Raw genomic sequence first — 14620 nt, forward strand, 5'->3', positions numbered from 1 at the left:
TTTGAATCGTACAGTTTCGCTGTCACTTATTGAACTGCTGCGCCGAACTGTCGTTTTCATCAATAGGCAGTTGATCAGATTTGTACAAAGGGAAGCAACGGACTCAGGGGATCGGCGTCGTCACTCGCTGAGGGACAGCCGCAACCGCCGAGGCAGGCCCTCCAACAACGGCAGCCACAGTTCCGAGGCTGCGGGGAAGCTCGGAACCGCGTGGCGCAGCACATGCACGGGAAGGCCCCCGACGATCGCGACCGTCGCCGGATGGATCAGTTCGGCCGCCTCGGGTCCGACGAAGGTGGCTCCGAGGAGCAGACCCGAACGAGCGTCGACCACGATCTGTGCCGTTCCCTCGGCGTCATCGCGCAGCAGCGAGGTTCCGGCGCTGCTGTTGAACGGCAACTGAGAGACCTCGACCTCGTGCCCGTCCTTGCGGGCCTCGGCCTCGGTCATGCCCACAGAGGTGACCTGCGGATCGCTGTAGACGACTTGGGGGACCGGCACGTTCGCCGGGATGGACTCGGATTCCTCGCCTGTGGCGCTGGCCCGGATCTGTGCGCCGTGCACTCGTGCCTGGTACTTGCCCCAGTGAGTCAGGGGCGCATCGCCACTGGCATCCCCGACGGCATACAGCCATTCGGGCAAACGTCCGGCGGTGATGTCCTCGTCAGTGAGTCCCACGCTTTCGAGTCCGAGGTCGTTGAGTCGCGGTTGGCGCCCCGTCGCGACCAGGATCTCATCTGCCGTGACGGTGGATTCGCCGTCGGGGCCGATTGTCTGGACTGTGACCTGTCCGCCATGGATCCGGCCCAGCCCGGTGTCTTTGGCACTTGGACGGTAGCAGGCCTCCACCTTGGTCTCCCGGTCGATGATGACTCCCGCCTTTTCGAGTGCCTGGGCGAGGTGCTGTCCTGCGAACGGTTCCTGGCCGGACAGTAGGCCGTCGCCGCGCACGAGCATCCGCACGTTCGCACCGAGTGCTGCCATCCAGGTCGCGGCCTCCACCGCAACGACGCCGCCACCGACGATGAGCAACGACTCCGGCACTTCCCGGACGCCGGTAGCGTCGCGGGACAACCACGGTGCGACATCGACAAACGTCGACGGTACGGTCGGCTGAGAACCGGTGGCAATGACAACTGCGTGCCGAGCTTCTACGATGACCGGCTGGGGTTCGTTGATCAGGACTCGTCGTTCGCCGATCAGCTGTGCCTGTCCGCGTTCGACTCGCAGACCGGCGCCTTGGGCCCAGTCGATTTGGCCCGTGTCATCGTAATGAGAGACCCACTCATCGCGCCGCTGCATCAGCGCATCGGCATCGATGCGTGCGCCGTCGAGACCGTCCAGATGCTGTGTCGCGTGGGCAAGTTCGATGGGGCGCAGCATCGTCTTCGAAGGGATGCACGCATAGTACGAGCACTCGCCGCCCAGCAGCTCCTCCTCGATGATGAGCGCCTCGAGTTCAGAGTCTTCGGTCGCGTACTGGGCTGCGTTCTCACCGACCGGGCCGCCACCGATGACGATGACATCGGTGGTCAGAGTTTCAGCGTTGTCGGTGTTGACGTCTTCGGTACTCATATCAATCCTGCGCTTTCATGATTCGGTGGGGCTCAGCTGCGCTTTCGCAGCCTCAAGGTGATCACTGTCGCCGGTCTGCAGTGCGTAGAGTCCGAGCTCCACCGGCGAGGTGGAGAACAGCTCGGCGCAGTGCTCAGCGAATTTCGGCCAGACTCTGCCACCGTTGTCCACATAGCGTTTGACTGTCGCATCGAACGCCCGTGCTGAGACGCTGGCGTGGTGGAACATGAAATCCCTGGCCGGGTCGCCGATCGCGGCCGTCGTCCAGTCGAGGATGCTGAGACTCCTCGCCCCTGCCATGAGCTGATGCGCCGGATACACCTCACCGTGCGTCACGACCGTGAGCGTGGGCCAATAGGCGTCATCGTCGAGCCACGCATTCCACCGATCACGCAGACTTCGGGCCACATCGAACTCGGCCACGACGCGATCGATGTCATCGCGCTTGCGCTGCCGCACCTCGGCGGGGGAGTGCTCGGTGATGCCCGAGGCGCGAACAACCGCGGGATCGACAGTGTGGAGCTCGGCGAGGAAATCGCCGAGGGACTGCGCATACTCGTCGGCTTCGACATCGAAGTGCCACTGCGGCTGACCCTGGTCATCGATCGTCAAACCCGGCTTACCGGGCAGGAGGGGATAGGCGATGAGCTCGGCGGTGTGGACCCGCCAATCAGGAACCGCGACGCTGAGATGGGGCGCAATCGCACTCAGGAAACGGCCCTCGACGGCGGCGCGATCGGTGACATCCGGGCGGCGGGGGATCCTCAGCACCCAGGACTGACCGTCGACCGCCTCGGCGATGGCGACCTGGAAGTCGAGGCCGATCTCATTGACTGCGATGGTCTCGGGGACGATGTCGAGGCCATGGTCCTGCGCAAGCTCGCGGATGGCTGTGGCATCAGTACTGGTGATCGGCATCGGGCTGCCTTTCCGGATCGGACTCGCTCCGTTGGGGTCTGACATCAGTTTAAGGCCGTGGCCGATCTGTCCGACAGGGGCGTGTGCGTGCGCAGTCTGCTGAGAAGGAGGGCTCCATATCCGATTTCCCACACGATGATCGCGTACATGCCGATGCGCTCCCAGACCCCATCGGGAAGGACAGTCCGCGGCACGGCTCGTACATCGACCTGGAGCATGACGATGCCGAGAATCCCGATGAGGCCGATCACGACGCTGATGACACCGATGAGGCGGCTGGGACGGCCAAAGGAGCTGCGCCGGCTCAACAGCAGGGAGATGCCGACACAGATCGCGGTCAGGTGCCCACCGAGGAAGGCGAAGAGCGCGCCTAGGAGATGGACCCAGCCGAGGCCGAGCTCGTTGTTGTGCTGACCGCCGTTGACCACGGCAATGAGCACCATTCCCAGGGCATGGAAGAGGGCAAAGACAATGATCGGCAGTCGCAGTGGCAACCGTGAGCCGCGGACCATACATATGGACGCTGCGGCGAACAGCAGACCCTGGACCACGAAGACGATGTTGATGACCATGTGCAGCGGCGAATCAATGGCTCGATCGCCCAACATCTCGACGTCGGGCACGCCGAGGTCGCTGATGTAATTCATCGCATACGAATAGTGAGGGAATGCAGAGGCAGTGATGGCCTCGGCAAGGAGATAGACGATGCCGGCGAGAATCCAGCAGATCGCTGCAATGGTGGTCGAACGCGCAACCGCGGAAGCGTCGGATTGGATCTCACGCATGACGCCAATGGTAGACGGGGAGTTGGGATGCACAAGCCGTTTTGCCAGTGTGAATCGACCGACACGCCCCAAGTCGCAATCTGAATGCCCTTGTCAGGTGGGATACGCCGTGCAACTATGAATTCATCCTGTTGATCGGATCCAAATGATCAATGAGAACCGAATAGGCAGCAAGGAGAAAGCGCATGAGTACAACTACCATCATCTGGATAGTCGTTGCGATCGTCGTAGTTCTGATTGTCGTCGGCATCATTATCGCGGTCAGTCGTAAGGCCGCAGCTAAGAAGCGCGAACACCAGCGCAAGGAAGCATCACGGATCCGCCAGGAAAACGCCGAGTCCGAGCATGAAGTTCATGCTCGGGAAGCGGATGCCGAGCGCCGCAAAGCCGAAGCGAAGAAGGCCGATGCCGACGCCGAGGTCCAGGCCGCAGAAGCCAAGCGCAAAGCCGCCGAGGCGGAGAAGCTGGATGCCGATGCCGCCAAACGCGATCGTCTCGCGCGGGAGCAGCGCCTCGAGCACGAAGATCAGCTCAAGAAGGCCGATGAACTTGATCCCGACGTGGACGCCCACGGCAACCAGAAAGCCGCACCCGGTGCGGCCGCCGGTGCTGGTGCCGGAGCCGCTGCAGGCACCGGAGCAGCAGCTGCCGGAGACGGCCTGGGCGCAGACGAACGTCATCCCGACGCTCCACACGCAGCGCACGACGGTCGGCCCGTCGCCGATGACGGTCGACCGGTACCTGACGAGTCTCAGGCCGGCCAGGATGCCCGTATCGCCGACCAGCCGCGCCCGGTCGCTGACCAGCAGCGCCCCGTGGCCGAAGGTCAGCCAGAGCGTCCCATGGCCGACCAGCGTCCGGTTGCCGATCAGCGTCCGGTAGTCGCCGACCAGCAGCGTCCCGTTGCCGATCAGCGTCCGGTCGACAACGGCCAGCCCGTTGCCGAGAGGCAACCTGTTGCTGACCAGCGTCCGGTTGCCGACCGCGATTCGCACGAGGCGGATTACGGAATGCGCTCGAGGCCGGCCGACCGCCCGGTTGTCGACGATCGTAGCGCGCCTCCTGCACCGGAAGGCGACCCGCGCTTTGTCGACGGTCAGGGACAGCGCGGAGATGTCGACGGTGTGCGAGACCCTCGTGCTCCTGAAGACGACACCCGCTTTACTGATCGCAGCTATGATCCTCGAGCCACCGAACGGAGAACCTTCGAGGATCCGGACTCACCGCGGCATTGAAGCCGCGGCACTGAAGAAGGCACCCAAGCTCCGACAGGCTCATCACCCTGTCGGTGGAACACCCACTTTGAAACAACTGAGGAAGGTCAGGGCAATGGCTATTATTCTCTGGATCATCGCAGCACTGCTCGTCATTTCGGGCATCTTCGCAATTTTCCGTAAGCAGATCGTGTGGGGCATCATCCTCATCGTCATTGGTTGCCTTGTCGGACCAGGCGGAGTGAGCATCTTCACCTGACCTGCTGAGACACCAATGCGGCGCCTCAACCCCCGGGAAGGGTTGAGGCGCCGCATTGTATTGGCGTCACGCGTAGCCGTGGTCCGGCGGCCCGTGGTCAGCCATTGAGGTGATCGATCGCGTACTGCGCTGCATCTTCTGTGAACTGACCGCCGTATTCGCTCGTCAGCTGGTCGAAGATGCCGCCCTTGCTCATGTGCATCATGTCCGAATAGGTCTCTGCGGAAGTAGCGCGGAGGTATATTCAGCGGGAACACTGGACTCAGCCTCTTCCTCAGCGACAGGAGCTTCTTCTTCGACGGGAGCCTCCTCCACGGGCTTCTCCTCCGGTGCCTCGTCTGCAACAGCATCTTCGACGGGCTCTTCGATCGCCGCAGGCTCGGCCTCGACGCTCGGGGCGGGATCCGCGATCTGTGTTGTGGCCGTCGGCTTCGTTGACAGTGCACCGATGAGGATTCCCAGGGCGATGACGGCACCGGTGACGATCCAGGCACGTTTCTTGTGCTTCTGGTAGCCGTTGAGCGGCATGCCCTGCTTGTCCCTCTGCGCACCGGACAGCGTGAGGATGAGGTCGACGAGGACCCGGATGCCGAGTCCGCCGAGGAGCCAAGCGAAAAGCCATGTTGCGATGAACGACTTCTGCCCTGCTCCACGTCCTTCTCAGGGCGGGTCTAAGGTGGCTAGTGACTCCCGTTGTCACCCGAACCGAGAGGAATCATCATGTCCCAGGCGCGCCCGCCTTTCCCGCCGTTCACTGCCGAGACCGCCGCACAGAAGGTCCAGGGTGCTGAGGATGCGTGGAACTCCCGCGATCCGCAGAAGGTCTCCCTCGCGTACACCCCGGATTCGGTGTGGCGCAATCGCGACGAGTTCCTCTCCGGTCGTGAGGAGATCATCGCATTCTTGACCAGGAAGTGGGAGCGCGAACTCGACTATGCGCTGCGCAAGACCCTGTGGTCATTCAGCGACGACCGCATCGCTGTGCGTTTCCAGTACGAATGGCACGACGCTGCGGGCCAATGGTGGCGCAGCTACGGCAACGAGCTGTGGGAATTCACCGCCGACGGTCTCATGTCACGTCGGGAGGCGAGTATCAATGACGTCACCATCACCGAGGCGCAGCGCCGCATCGTCGGTCCGCGCCCCACCGAGGAGCACGGAATGGACATCGATCTGCGGTGACGGCGGGCCACCTCGGCGGTGGTGCAGCAACGTCATGCGGTGCAACGAAAGAAGAGAGACGGACGAAACTGATGACAACGAGCTCGCACCTGCAGTTGCGCGATCTCAAAGCCCCTGACAGCCGGGCGTCAATCGCAGCATACGAACTGGCGGCTGACTATCACTCGCCTGCGTTGCTCAACCACGTGTTGCGGTCATGGCACTGGGCGCGTGGCTTTGCCGCAATGGAAAGTCGATCCACCTTCGATGACGAGCTTCTCTATGTAGCCGCACTGCTTCATGACATCGGAATCGCCGAGCCATTCGACAACCACACTTTGTCGTACGAGGAAGCCGGCGGTCACATCGCCGTTGCGCTGACGACGGGAGCCGGATGGCCCAGAGATCGGCGTGTACGCGCCAAAGATGTCATTGTCCGGCACAACTGGGCAGCCGTGGACCCGTCGACCGACCTCGAAGGGTATCTGCTCGAGGCTGGCACGGCTCTCGATATCACCGGCGCCCGATCGGGGGACCTGCCCTCGAGCTTCGTCAACGAGGTCCTCAAGAAATATCCGCGCCTGACAGTTGCCCACGAGTTCACCGCCTGCGTGAGCGCCCAGGCCGAACGCAAACCCTCGACCGCTGCTCAGCGCATTGTCGATAGCGGCCTCGAGCAGAAGATGCTCAAGCACCCGTTTGAGGCAGCACGTTCGGAGTAGTGCGGTTGCCTCAAATGGGTGCGTGACACGGAGAAGCCACCGGGGATCATGTCTGTACGACGTGGTCACCGGTGGCTTTTCAAAGGACCGTCACAGGGACGGTTCCTCAGGTCAGTTCGACGGGGTGCGGGTCTCGGCGCTGAGGAACCACGCCTGCTGCTCCAGCTGCGAGATGAACTCATGGAAGATGTCGGCCGTGGTCGGGTCGGCGGCATCGACTTCGTCATGGACCTTGCGCATGGTCGCGACCGTGGCTTCGACGGCGCGCACGCTGAGATCGATGGCGTCATGGGTCGTGATCTCGCCGGCTGGGAACTCCGGCAGGGACGACTGCTCGGCGACAACGCTGGGGCGACCGTCCGCTGTGGCGTGCAGGGCCCTCATTCGCTCGGCGATGCTGTCCGAGCCGGTGCGGGCGATGGCCACGACCTCGTCGAGGTTGAGGTGCAGATCGCGGAAGTTGGGGCCGACGATGTTCCAGTGGGCCTGCTTGCCGACCAACTGCAGAGCGATGAAATCGACGAGGACGGACTGCATATTCTTGGCCAGAGCAGGGGACGCAGTGAAGCCGTGCTCCGCGTTCTCCGCGCCCGTGGTCTTCGTTCCGGCCGGCTGGGGTACCTTGACTGATTCAGCCATGATTCGTTCCTCCTAAAGCAGTGCAACGATGTGCCGTATATGGGCACCTCCTGCCGACGATAGACCTCAATCTTGGGTATGAGGTCAACGTTGCCGCCGTCTGGGGGCCGATATACTGAACAGTTATGGGAGCCATTCCGCGCAATCTCCGTCAGGGCCTCGATCGCCTCCGCGCCATCGCACCATGGGCCGCCGCCGGGCTCGCCTGCGCGGTCCCGCTCACAGTGGGGGCTTCATTGGCGATCGACCTGGTGCAGAAACGCGGTCGCAAACATCGGACGGCGCCACGTCCTGGGACCTTCCACGCCCACGTCGAAGACTCCCAGCTGAGCATCTACACCGACGGGGCGACACTGTATGACGACATGCTCGACGAGATCGGATCCGCAAGTGAGTCGATTCAGATGGAGACCTTCATCTGGAAGAACGACGAGATGGGCCAGAAGTTCATCGACGCCTTCAACGCCGCAGCACACCGCGGTGTCGACATTCACCTGATCTACGACGGATTCGCCAACCTGAGCACACCCAGGTCCTTCTACGACCAGCTCGATGAGACCATCAAGGTCCTGCGAGTGCCGACAGTGGCCCGGAAATTCTGGAAGGGACCACTGCGCTACTCCGGGTTCAACCACTCCAAGATCCTCATCATCGACAACGACGTCGCCTTCGTCGGCGGCTTCAACATCGGCTCCCTCTACGCCCGCCACTGGAGAGACACCCATTTGAAGGCCGATGGGCCCGGCACCTGGGGGCTGCGCCAGTCCGTCGCCCAAGTGTGGAACGAACTCCACACACCCGATGAACAGATACCGTGGGTCGCGCCCCAGATCTGGGAGTCGAAGCTGCGCGTCTCGGCCAACCTGCCGATCCAGCTCGTCTATCCGATTCGCTCGATGTATATCAACGCTTTCGAACGTGCACAGAACCGCATCTGGCTGACCACCCCGTACTTCATCCCCGACCAGCAGCTCCTCAAGGCGCTCATCGACGCGGCCGCCCGCGGCGTGGACGTGCGGATCATGGTACCGCAGGAATCCAACCACATCCTCGGCGACTATCTCTCACGGGGCTACTTCGAACAGATGCTGCGCTCCGACGTCACCGTTCTGCTCTACACCGCAGCCATGATCCACTCGAAGATCGCCACGGTCGACGGCACATGGTCAACGATCGGCACCGCGAACATCGATCGGCTCTCGCTGTCATTCAACTACGAGACCAATGTCGAGATCATCGATCCTGACTTCGCGGCGGAGATGGAGAAGGCGTTCCTCAGCGACGCCGAGCACAGCCAGGAGCTCGGGCAGGATTTCCTGGACCGCCACCCGGTGGCCCAGGTCGCCGAGTGGGCGCTGCGGCCCATGCGCCCTTTCCTGTGACGAACCGGTCCTGCTCTTGCGAGGACGATCGCGATTGATCACAGGCCGTAGGTGGTGTGCTTCCACAGCTTCGCCCAAGGGCGGGACGAGTCTCGACGTTGTCCAAGGTCGGTCCGTCGCCGCGACCCCACAGGTAGCGCTCCGCGGCCGTGAGGAAGAGCGAGGTGCAGTAGAGAGTGCCGCCGTCGCGCTCGATGACCCCAATGACAATGGTGAATCCGCCCGTCTGGGCTGGGGTGCCAGCTCCAGTCTCCGAAAGCCTGAGTGAATCGATGCTCTGCATTGGCGTGCAGCTCGACCCGATGATCGGCTCACCTGCACTGTTAGGATGCTCGTATGGCTTGGCAGTACTGGACCGAGGCCCACCGACAGGGACGTTGGAGGGAGGTGTCGACCCCTCACGCAGGTGCCGACCCAGGTACTGAGTCAGGTGTCGACGCGGGGCAGATGATGCGGGTACGCACGACCTCCTCGGCGGTGTCGAAGGGGACCGAAACCCTCGTCCATACCGGCCGAGTGCCACCACGAGTCGCCGATCTCATGGCCGCCCCGCACCAAATGGGCGATTTCCCCCATCCGGTCTCCTACGGATATCTCGCTGTCGGCGTCGTCGACGAAGGCCCGGCAGCATGGACCGGAACACGCGTCTTCGGACTGCTGCCCCACCACAGCCATCACCTGGTGACCCCCGACGATGTCCATCCGATCCCCGAGAGCATCTCCGACCATCGGGCGCTGCTGGCCGGAGCCGCAGAAACCGGTCTCAACATCCTCTGGCAGTCACCCCCGCACTACGGTGACCGGGTGGCGATCATCGGCGCGGGCATGATCGGAACCGCCACCGCGCTGCTGGCTTCGCATCTTCCACTCGATCGCCTCGAAATCATCGAGACCAACCCCGAACGGCGCACCCTCCTGACCAGCCTGGGCCTGACTGCCCTGACTCCCGAGGACGCCGGTGATGACTGTGACATCGCCATCCACACCTCAGGAGGCGAAGGCGGGCTGGCGCGGGCCCTCGAGATCACCGGCGATGACGGGACCGTCGTCGAAGCCTCGTGGTACGGGGACACGGAGCCCAAGGTGGCACTCGGTGCCGACTTCCACGCCAGGCGCCTTTCGATCGTCGCCAGCCAAGTGGGTCGGGTTCCGGCCGGACACCGCGCGCGCAGGACCCGCAGCGACCGACTGCGTGCGGCACTGACTGCGCTCCACGATGATCGTTTCGACGCCCTCATCACCGGGGTATCCGGGTGGCAGGACCTGCCGTGGCTGATGGACGAACTCAGCAGCGAGACGGCGACCGCGGCAGCCACCCTGTGCCATGTGCTCGACTACGAAGAAGGGTCCTGAATGTTCAGCCTCAGCGTCAACGACCACGTCATGATCGCCCACAGTCTGCCGCACGAATTCTTCGGGCCCGCGCAGTCTCTCCACGGTGCCACCCTCGCCGTCGAGGTGACGTTCACCCGGGCCGAGCTCGACGAGCATGCCGTCGTCCTCGACATCGGTGAGGCTCTGGCGCTGCTCGACGACGCCCTGACACCGCTGCAGTATGCGAACCTCGATGAGCATCCCGATTTCGCGGGCCGCTTCTCGACGAGTGAGACCATCGCCGAATACATCGGCACCCGCCTCTCCGTTTCGCTCGCGGACCGTCCCGACATCGGGATCGCGGTCCACCTCCGCGAGAATCCTCGCGCCGCAGTGTCCTATACCGTTGCGAATCGGCCGTGACCTTCACCCTCATCGAACCGGACCTCGGACGCATCAGCGGGGGACTGCGCTACAACTCCGAACTCAGTGCTGCGGCCGGAGGCCGGATCGAGCGCATCACCGCACCGGGGTCCTGGCCCGAGCCGACGGAGGACGATGTGGCCAGGCTGCGCCAACTGGTTGCACAATGTCAGTCGGGTGAGTCGCAGCGCCCGGTCCTCATCGACGGACTCATCGGATGCAGCCTTCCCACACCGCTGTCTGGCCCGGTAGTGATGCTCCAACATTCGCTCGCACAGGGGCCTTCTGCTCAGCGCCGCGAGGCTGACTGTCTGCAGGCAGCATCTGCCGTGGTCACGACGAGTGCCTTCGCCGCCGCCAAGGTGGCCCGAAGATACGACATCACCGCCGAGGTTGCCCGCCCCGGAACGCATGTGCGCCCCGTGGCGCAGCCGGGTTCGCCTGCCCACCTCATCTGCCTGGGTGCGATGGAGGACAACAAGAACCAGCTGTTCCTCGCCCACGTCCTCCAGGAGCTGCGACGACGCGATGCCACCGCCTGGCGCTGCACCTTCGCCGGCCCCATCACCGACACCGTCTATGCCGAAGGCGTTCGTGAAGCACTGGAGGGCCTGACCTCGGTGGAGTGTGTGGGCGAACTCGACGAGGATGCCGTCGACGACCTCTACCGGCACGCGGACCTGCTGCTCCTGCCTTCGAAGGAAGAGACCTTCGGAATGGTCGTGCGCGAAGCCGCCGCTGCAGCCATTCCCTCTTTCGTCACCGCAGGCACCGGGGCGCAAGAGGCGCTGGGCGCTGGTCGTGCACTGGCGCTGGACGTCTCAGCCTGGGCAGACCTGCTGGAGCGGTGGTTGAGCGACGAGGCTGACCGAGCCGAACTCGCTGCAACGGCTCGTGAAATCCGTGAGTCCGCTGTGCCCGAGTGGAATGACACGGCGCGCACCGTGCTCGCCGTTCTGGAGGGCCAGGTGAGAGTCTCATGACTGCGGCAGAGCCGGGATGGTTGGACCTGAGGGTGTCCTTCGATGACGCAGCGCGAAAGCATGCGCTCCCGCTCCTCGACGAGGCGGCCAGGTCACTGGCGACTCGCGCGCTGACGGTCGACACAGAACGGCCGTTGGTCGTCATCGACGTCGGAGCGGGAACCGGTAACTCCATGCGGTGGTTCGACGCCCGCCTCACCGAACGACTGCGCGGACGTCGGGTGCAGTGGGTGCTCGTCGATGCCGATGAAGCCGCACTCGAGGTCGCCGCTGACAGGTTCGGCACCGCAGTGCACACGGTCGCAGCCCCGATCTCGTCCCTGCCGGACATCGCAGCCGAAGCACTGGCTGCGGCATCGTCGGCGGGGAACGCCGGTTCTGGGGCCGATCCGCGAACAGCATCCACCGTGTCGCCTCATCCATGCGAACTGCTCATCACCGGCAGTGCTCTGCTCGACGTGCTCACCCGCGATGACACGGCGGCAATCATCGAGACTCTGCACCGCTTCTCCGGAATCGGAATCTTCCTGCTCAGCATCGCCGGCCAGTGGCATCTCAGCCCACCGCACCCAGATGACGAAGTCATCGACGAGGCATTCGGCCGCCACCAGCGCCGTGATTCACGGCTCGGCACGCAGGCGGCGCCGGTGCTGGAGGCTGAGGCATGCGACATCGGTGCACGAGTGGAAACGTCGGCCGCCCCCTGGCATCTTGAAGCACCACGAGACTCGGAATTCCTCATCCGGTTCCTCACCGAACGCGTTGATGCCGCCATCGAGGAAGACCCCGGCCTGCGAGAGGCAGGTCGGTCGTGGCTGAAAGAGCGGTTGAACCATGTCGAATCGCGATCAGACGGTCAGTCAGGTCGCACGGAGGGTCAGGCTGCTGGGCTGCGCGTCGTCGTCGACCACACTGATGTGCTCATCGACGCCACAGACCACCGTGGTCGTGCCGATCGGCCCGCCCAGCCGAGCGGCGAGCCGAAGCGATGAGGACGATGTGGCTGCGGCGGGTGCTCATGCTGCTCATCACCGTTGCCCTGCTCGGCCTCACCGTGCGCATCGTCGGAATCCAGGCCCTGCTCGAAGGCGGGCGGGTGGTCACCCCCTTGACGATCCTCGCTTCGCTGGGCCTCGGCCTGCTCGCCACTGCCGGACAGGCCATGCGGTTCTCTCTGCTGCTGAAGCAGTCCGGAACTCATGTGACTCCGCGGCGAGCCCTTGCAGACTGCTATTCTGCCAGTCTGCTCAACATGATCCTGCCTGGCGGGTTGGGCGGAGACATGGCCCGCGTCGCGGCCTATCGCAATTCCGGCCCGCGCCGATGGCTGTCCCCGCTGACCGTCGTCGGAGCCGAACGTCTGAGTGCCACCACTCTGCTCTTCGCCACGGCCACGTTCACTCTGCTCCCGGTGGCCTCGCGCTTCGCATGGATTGCCGCGGCGGTCGCGGCAGCAACCTGCGTCCTCTCCATTCTGGGCATGCGGGGGATGGCAGCATCGACGATCGGGATCGTGTGGCTGACGGCAGCGGTGACCATCGGATCGTTCCTCGGGCTCTACCTCACCGCGATGGCCGCGCTCGGCGGCCCGGTCATTCCGGCGCTCGCAGTCGTCGGCCTCGCAGCGATGAGCATTCCCTTGGGGGTCGGCGGTTGGGGAGTGCGCGAAGTCAGTGTGAGCATTCTGGCCGGCAGCCTCGCAAGCTCCGTCGAATGGGCGGTCACCTCGTCGACCGGCTACGGTCTCCTGGCAACGATCTCAACGTTGCCTGGCGCCATCACCCTCGTTGTCAGGCTGGTGGGCCGCCGCCACTACAGCGGTGAGAGTCCTCCGCGGAGCCACCGTTCGCAAGCTCGCTGAGCAGGTACTCAGTGCACATGTCCTCACCGAACTGGTAACGCCGGAACGGCCGACGCAGCGCCTCAGCCATGACCGGAGTGCCCTCGAAGCGGATCCCCGGAACCCCATTGCCGATGAACACGGGCGCCGAGGTGAGGAACAGCCGGTCGAGTACGCCGGCTGCAAGGAACGACGACACAGTCCGTCCGCCGCCCTCAACGAGGATTGACCCGGCGACATACTCACGGATGAGCGAGACGATGCGTGCTGGAGGGATGTCGTCGCCCTCGGCCGCAGGGAGCCGCACCACACTGACGTGGTCCCCGACGTCCGAACTGGGGGCAACCTCGGCGCCGATGAGCCACAGCGTTGGTGACTCCGGTGAGGTGAGGACGGTGGCAGTGGTCGGGACTCGACCATGCGGGTCGAGGACGACGCGGACGGGGTTCTCCCCGGGCACGGCGCGCACGGTCAGCCGGGGATCGTCGGCGATGACAGTGCCGCAGCCGACGAGGACGGCACCGACCGACGCCCGGATCCGATGGAGATGGGCACGGTCGATCTGCCCGGAGACGAACTGCGCGTCTCCATCGGACGTCGCGATGAAACCGTCCTCACTCTGCGCCAGCTGTGCGACGACCTCGTCTCCGTCGGAGATCGTGTCATAGGCGGCCAGCGTGTCCCCTGCATCCTCTGTGCTGACTGTGCTCGCTGTGCCCTCGGCGTTCGTCTCCGTCTTGTCGACGTATCGGTGAACGGCAGGGGCAATATGGTCCATGAGGCGGCGTTTGGCCTCAAGGTACCCGGCACTCTCTGGTCGGTCCGGCACGTTCAGATCACGGCGTTCGGCCACCGTGATGCCCATGCCCTCAAGGGCGGTGACCTTGCTCGGGTTCGAGGACAGCAGGGTGATCTGCGGGCAGTCGAGATCGTGGAGGATCGCTGCCGCCCCTGTGTAGTCTCGTGCATCGTCGGGCAGGTCGAGGGCACGGTTCGCGGCGACGGTGTCGAGGCCGGTGTCCTGGAGGGCGTAGGCACGCAGTTTGTTCTCAAGTCCGATGCCGCGACCCTCATGCCCGCGCAGATAGATGAGAATACCGTCGCCGGCTTGAGCGATAGCCGCGAGCGAAGCTGAGAGCTGGTCACCGCAGTCGCAGCGATGCGATCCGAGGGCATCGCCGGTGAGACATTCGCTGTGGACTCGCACAAGGGGAGCGTCCACCAACGCCGGGTCACCGATCGACATCACCGCATGGGCCGTTCCATCGTGGGCGAAGGTGCGGAGCGTGAAGAGCCCGTGGACGGTGGGCAGCTTACTCGGCGGCCCGCCGACCAGGCCGGTTGAGTCCGTGCTTCCATGCAAGGCAGTCATTGTCCAAGTCTACGTTCGGGCCGGGTCTGCATT

At 64.1% G+C, this 14620-nt stretch carries 17 protein-coding genes; 10 read left to right on the forward strand and 7 right to left on the reverse strand.

Annotation, left to right across the window (positions count from 1 at the left end; all coding sequences use genetic code 11):
- Positions 1–120 precede the first annotated feature (120 nt).
- The 3 genes from CXR25_RS06905 to CXR25_RS06915 are packed head-to-tail and all read right to left on the reverse strand — an operon-like array spanning position 121 to position 3278.
- Positions 121–1575, reverse strand: a complete 1455-nt coding sequence (locus CXR25_RS06905; RefSeq protein WP_096158559.1) for a dihydrolipoyl dehydrogenase family protein — start codon at positions 1573–1575, stop codon at positions 121–123.
- Between the two features lie 15 nt (positions 1576–1590).
- The gene (locus tag CXR25_RS06910) at positions 1591–2493 is read right to left on the reverse strand and encodes a macrolide 2'-phosphotransferase (RefSeq protein WP_096158560.1); all 903 of its coding nucleotides are present in this window, start codon (positions 2491–2493) and stop codon (positions 1591–1593) included.
- A 44-nt stretch (positions 2494–2537) separates the two neighbouring features.
- Entirely contained in the window at positions 2538–3278 is a 741-nt protein-coding gene (locus CXR25_RS06915) for a DUF998 domain-containing protein (RefSeq protein ID WP_009884922.1), read from the reverse strand.
- A 185-nt stretch (positions 3279–3463) separates the two neighbouring features.
- Here CXR25_RS06915 and CXR25_RS06920 point away from each other — a divergent pair, with 185 nt between their 5' ends.
- Both CXR25_RS06920 and CXR25_RS18630 read left to right on the forward strand, forming a co-directional pair.
- Positions 3464–4513, forward strand: coding sequence for a hypothetical protein (locus CXR25_RS06920; RefSeq protein ID WP_125178063.1), 1050 nt, complete (start codon positions 3464–3466; stop codon positions 4511–4513).
- Between the two features lie 94 nt (positions 4514–4607).
- Positions 4608–4751 (forward strand): GPGG-motif small membrane protein, encoded by a 144-nt coding sequence (locus CXR25_RS18630; protein ID WP_009884920.1) that lies wholly within the window; start codon positions 4608–4610, stop codon positions 4749–4751.
- Positions 4752–4848: 97 nt separating this feature from the next.
- Here CXR25_RS18630 and CXR25_RS18965 read toward each other — a convergent pair whose 3' ends face one another.
- Together CXR25_RS18965 and CXR25_RS06925 are read right to left on the reverse strand one after the other, a co-directional pair.
- The gene (locus tag CXR25_RS18965; RefSeq protein WP_226829475.1) at positions 4849–4956 is read right to left on the reverse strand and encodes an Ltp family lipoprotein; all 108 of its coding nucleotides are present in this window, start codon (positions 4954–4956) and stop codon (positions 4849–4851) included.
- Positions 4953–5279 carry a hypothetical protein gene (locus CXR25_RS06925; protein WP_009884918.1) on the reverse strand — a complete coding sequence of 109 codons (327 nt, stop codon included), beginning with the start codon at positions 5277–5279 and terminating at the stop codon, positions 4953–4955. The genes CXR25_RS18965 and CXR25_RS06925 overlap by 4 nt, the downstream gene beginning before the upstream one ends.
- Positions 5280–5471: 192 nt before the next feature.
- Here CXR25_RS06925 and CXR25_RS06930 point away from each other — a divergent pair, with 192 nt between their 5' ends.
- Positions 5472–5933, forward strand: a complete 462-nt coding sequence (locus CXR25_RS06930) for a nuclear transport factor 2 family protein (protein WP_009884917.1) — start codon at positions 5472–5474, stop codon at positions 5931–5933.
- A 71-nt stretch (positions 5934–6004) separates the two neighbouring features.
- Complete coding sequence (locus CXR25_RS06935; protein WP_009884916.1) at positions 6005–6634, forward strand: HD domain-containing protein; 630 nt, start codon at positions 6005–6007, stop codon at positions 6632–6634.
- Positions 6635–6745: 111 nt separating this feature from the next.
- Here the strand turns inward: CXR25_RS06935 and CXR25_RS06940 are convergent, their stop codons facing one another.
- Positions 6746–7273 carry a Dps family protein gene (locus CXR25_RS06940; protein WP_009884915.1) on the reverse strand — a complete coding sequence of 176 codons (528 nt, stop codon included), beginning with the start codon at positions 7271–7273 and terminating at the stop codon, positions 6746–6748.
- A 125-nt stretch (positions 7274–7398) separates the two neighbouring features.
- Here CXR25_RS06940 and CXR25_RS06945 point away from each other — a divergent pair, with 125 nt between their 5' ends.
- The 6 genes from CXR25_RS06945 to CXR25_RS06975 all read left to right on the forward strand — a co-directional run bounded on the left by CXR25_RS06945 (position 7399) and on the right by CXR25_RS06975 (position 13236).
- Positions 7399–8655: a phospholipase D-like domain-containing protein gene (locus CXR25_RS06945; protein WP_009884914.1), complete on the forward strand. Its 1257-nt coding sequence runs from the start codon at positions 7399–7401 to the stop codon at positions 8653–8655.
- Positions 8656–8991: 336 nt separating this feature from the next.
- On the forward strand, positions 8992–10008 hold the full coding sequence (locus CXR25_RS06955) for a zinc-dependent alcohol dehydrogenase (RefSeq protein WP_125240470.1): 1017 nt from the start codon (positions 8992–8994) through the stop codon (positions 10006–10008).
- On the forward strand, positions 10009–10392 hold the full coding sequence (locus tag CXR25_RS06960) for a 6-pyruvoyl trahydropterin synthase family protein (protein WP_009884912.1): 384 nt from the start codon (positions 10009–10011) through the stop codon (positions 10390–10392).
- Positions 10389–11375 carry a glycosyltransferase family 4 protein gene (locus tag CXR25_RS06965; RefSeq protein WP_009884911.1) on the forward strand — a complete coding sequence of 329 codons (987 nt, stop codon included), beginning with the start codon at positions 10389–10391 and terminating at the stop codon, positions 11373–11375. The genes CXR25_RS06960 and CXR25_RS06965 overlap by 4 nt, the downstream gene beginning before the upstream one ends.
- Entirely contained in the window at positions 11372–12367 is a 996-nt protein-coding gene (locus CXR25_RS06970; protein ID WP_069599858.1) for a class I SAM-dependent methyltransferase, read from the forward strand. The genes CXR25_RS06965 and CXR25_RS06970 overlap by 4 nt, the downstream gene beginning before the upstream one ends.
- A gap of 5 nt (positions 12368–12372) precedes the next feature.
- Positions 12373–13236, forward strand: coding sequence for a lysylphosphatidylglycerol synthase domain-containing protein (locus tag CXR25_RS06975; protein WP_029417641.1), 864 nt, complete (start codon positions 12373–12375; stop codon positions 13234–13236).
- Here CXR25_RS06975 and ribA read toward each other — a convergent pair.
- Complete coding sequence (gene ribA / locus CXR25_RS06980) at positions 13166–14587, reverse strand: GTP cyclohydrolase II RibA (protein WP_009884908.1); 1422 nt, start codon at positions 14585–14587, stop codon at positions 13166–13168. The genes CXR25_RS06975 and ribA overlap by 71 nt on opposite strands.
- Positions 14588–14620 lie beyond the last annotated feature (33 nt).

The organism is Brevibacterium aurantiacum, assembly GCF_003932995.1.
Lineage (GTDB): Bacteria > Actinomycetota > Actinomycetes > Actinomycetales > Brevibacteriaceae > Brevibacterium > Brevibacterium aurantiacum.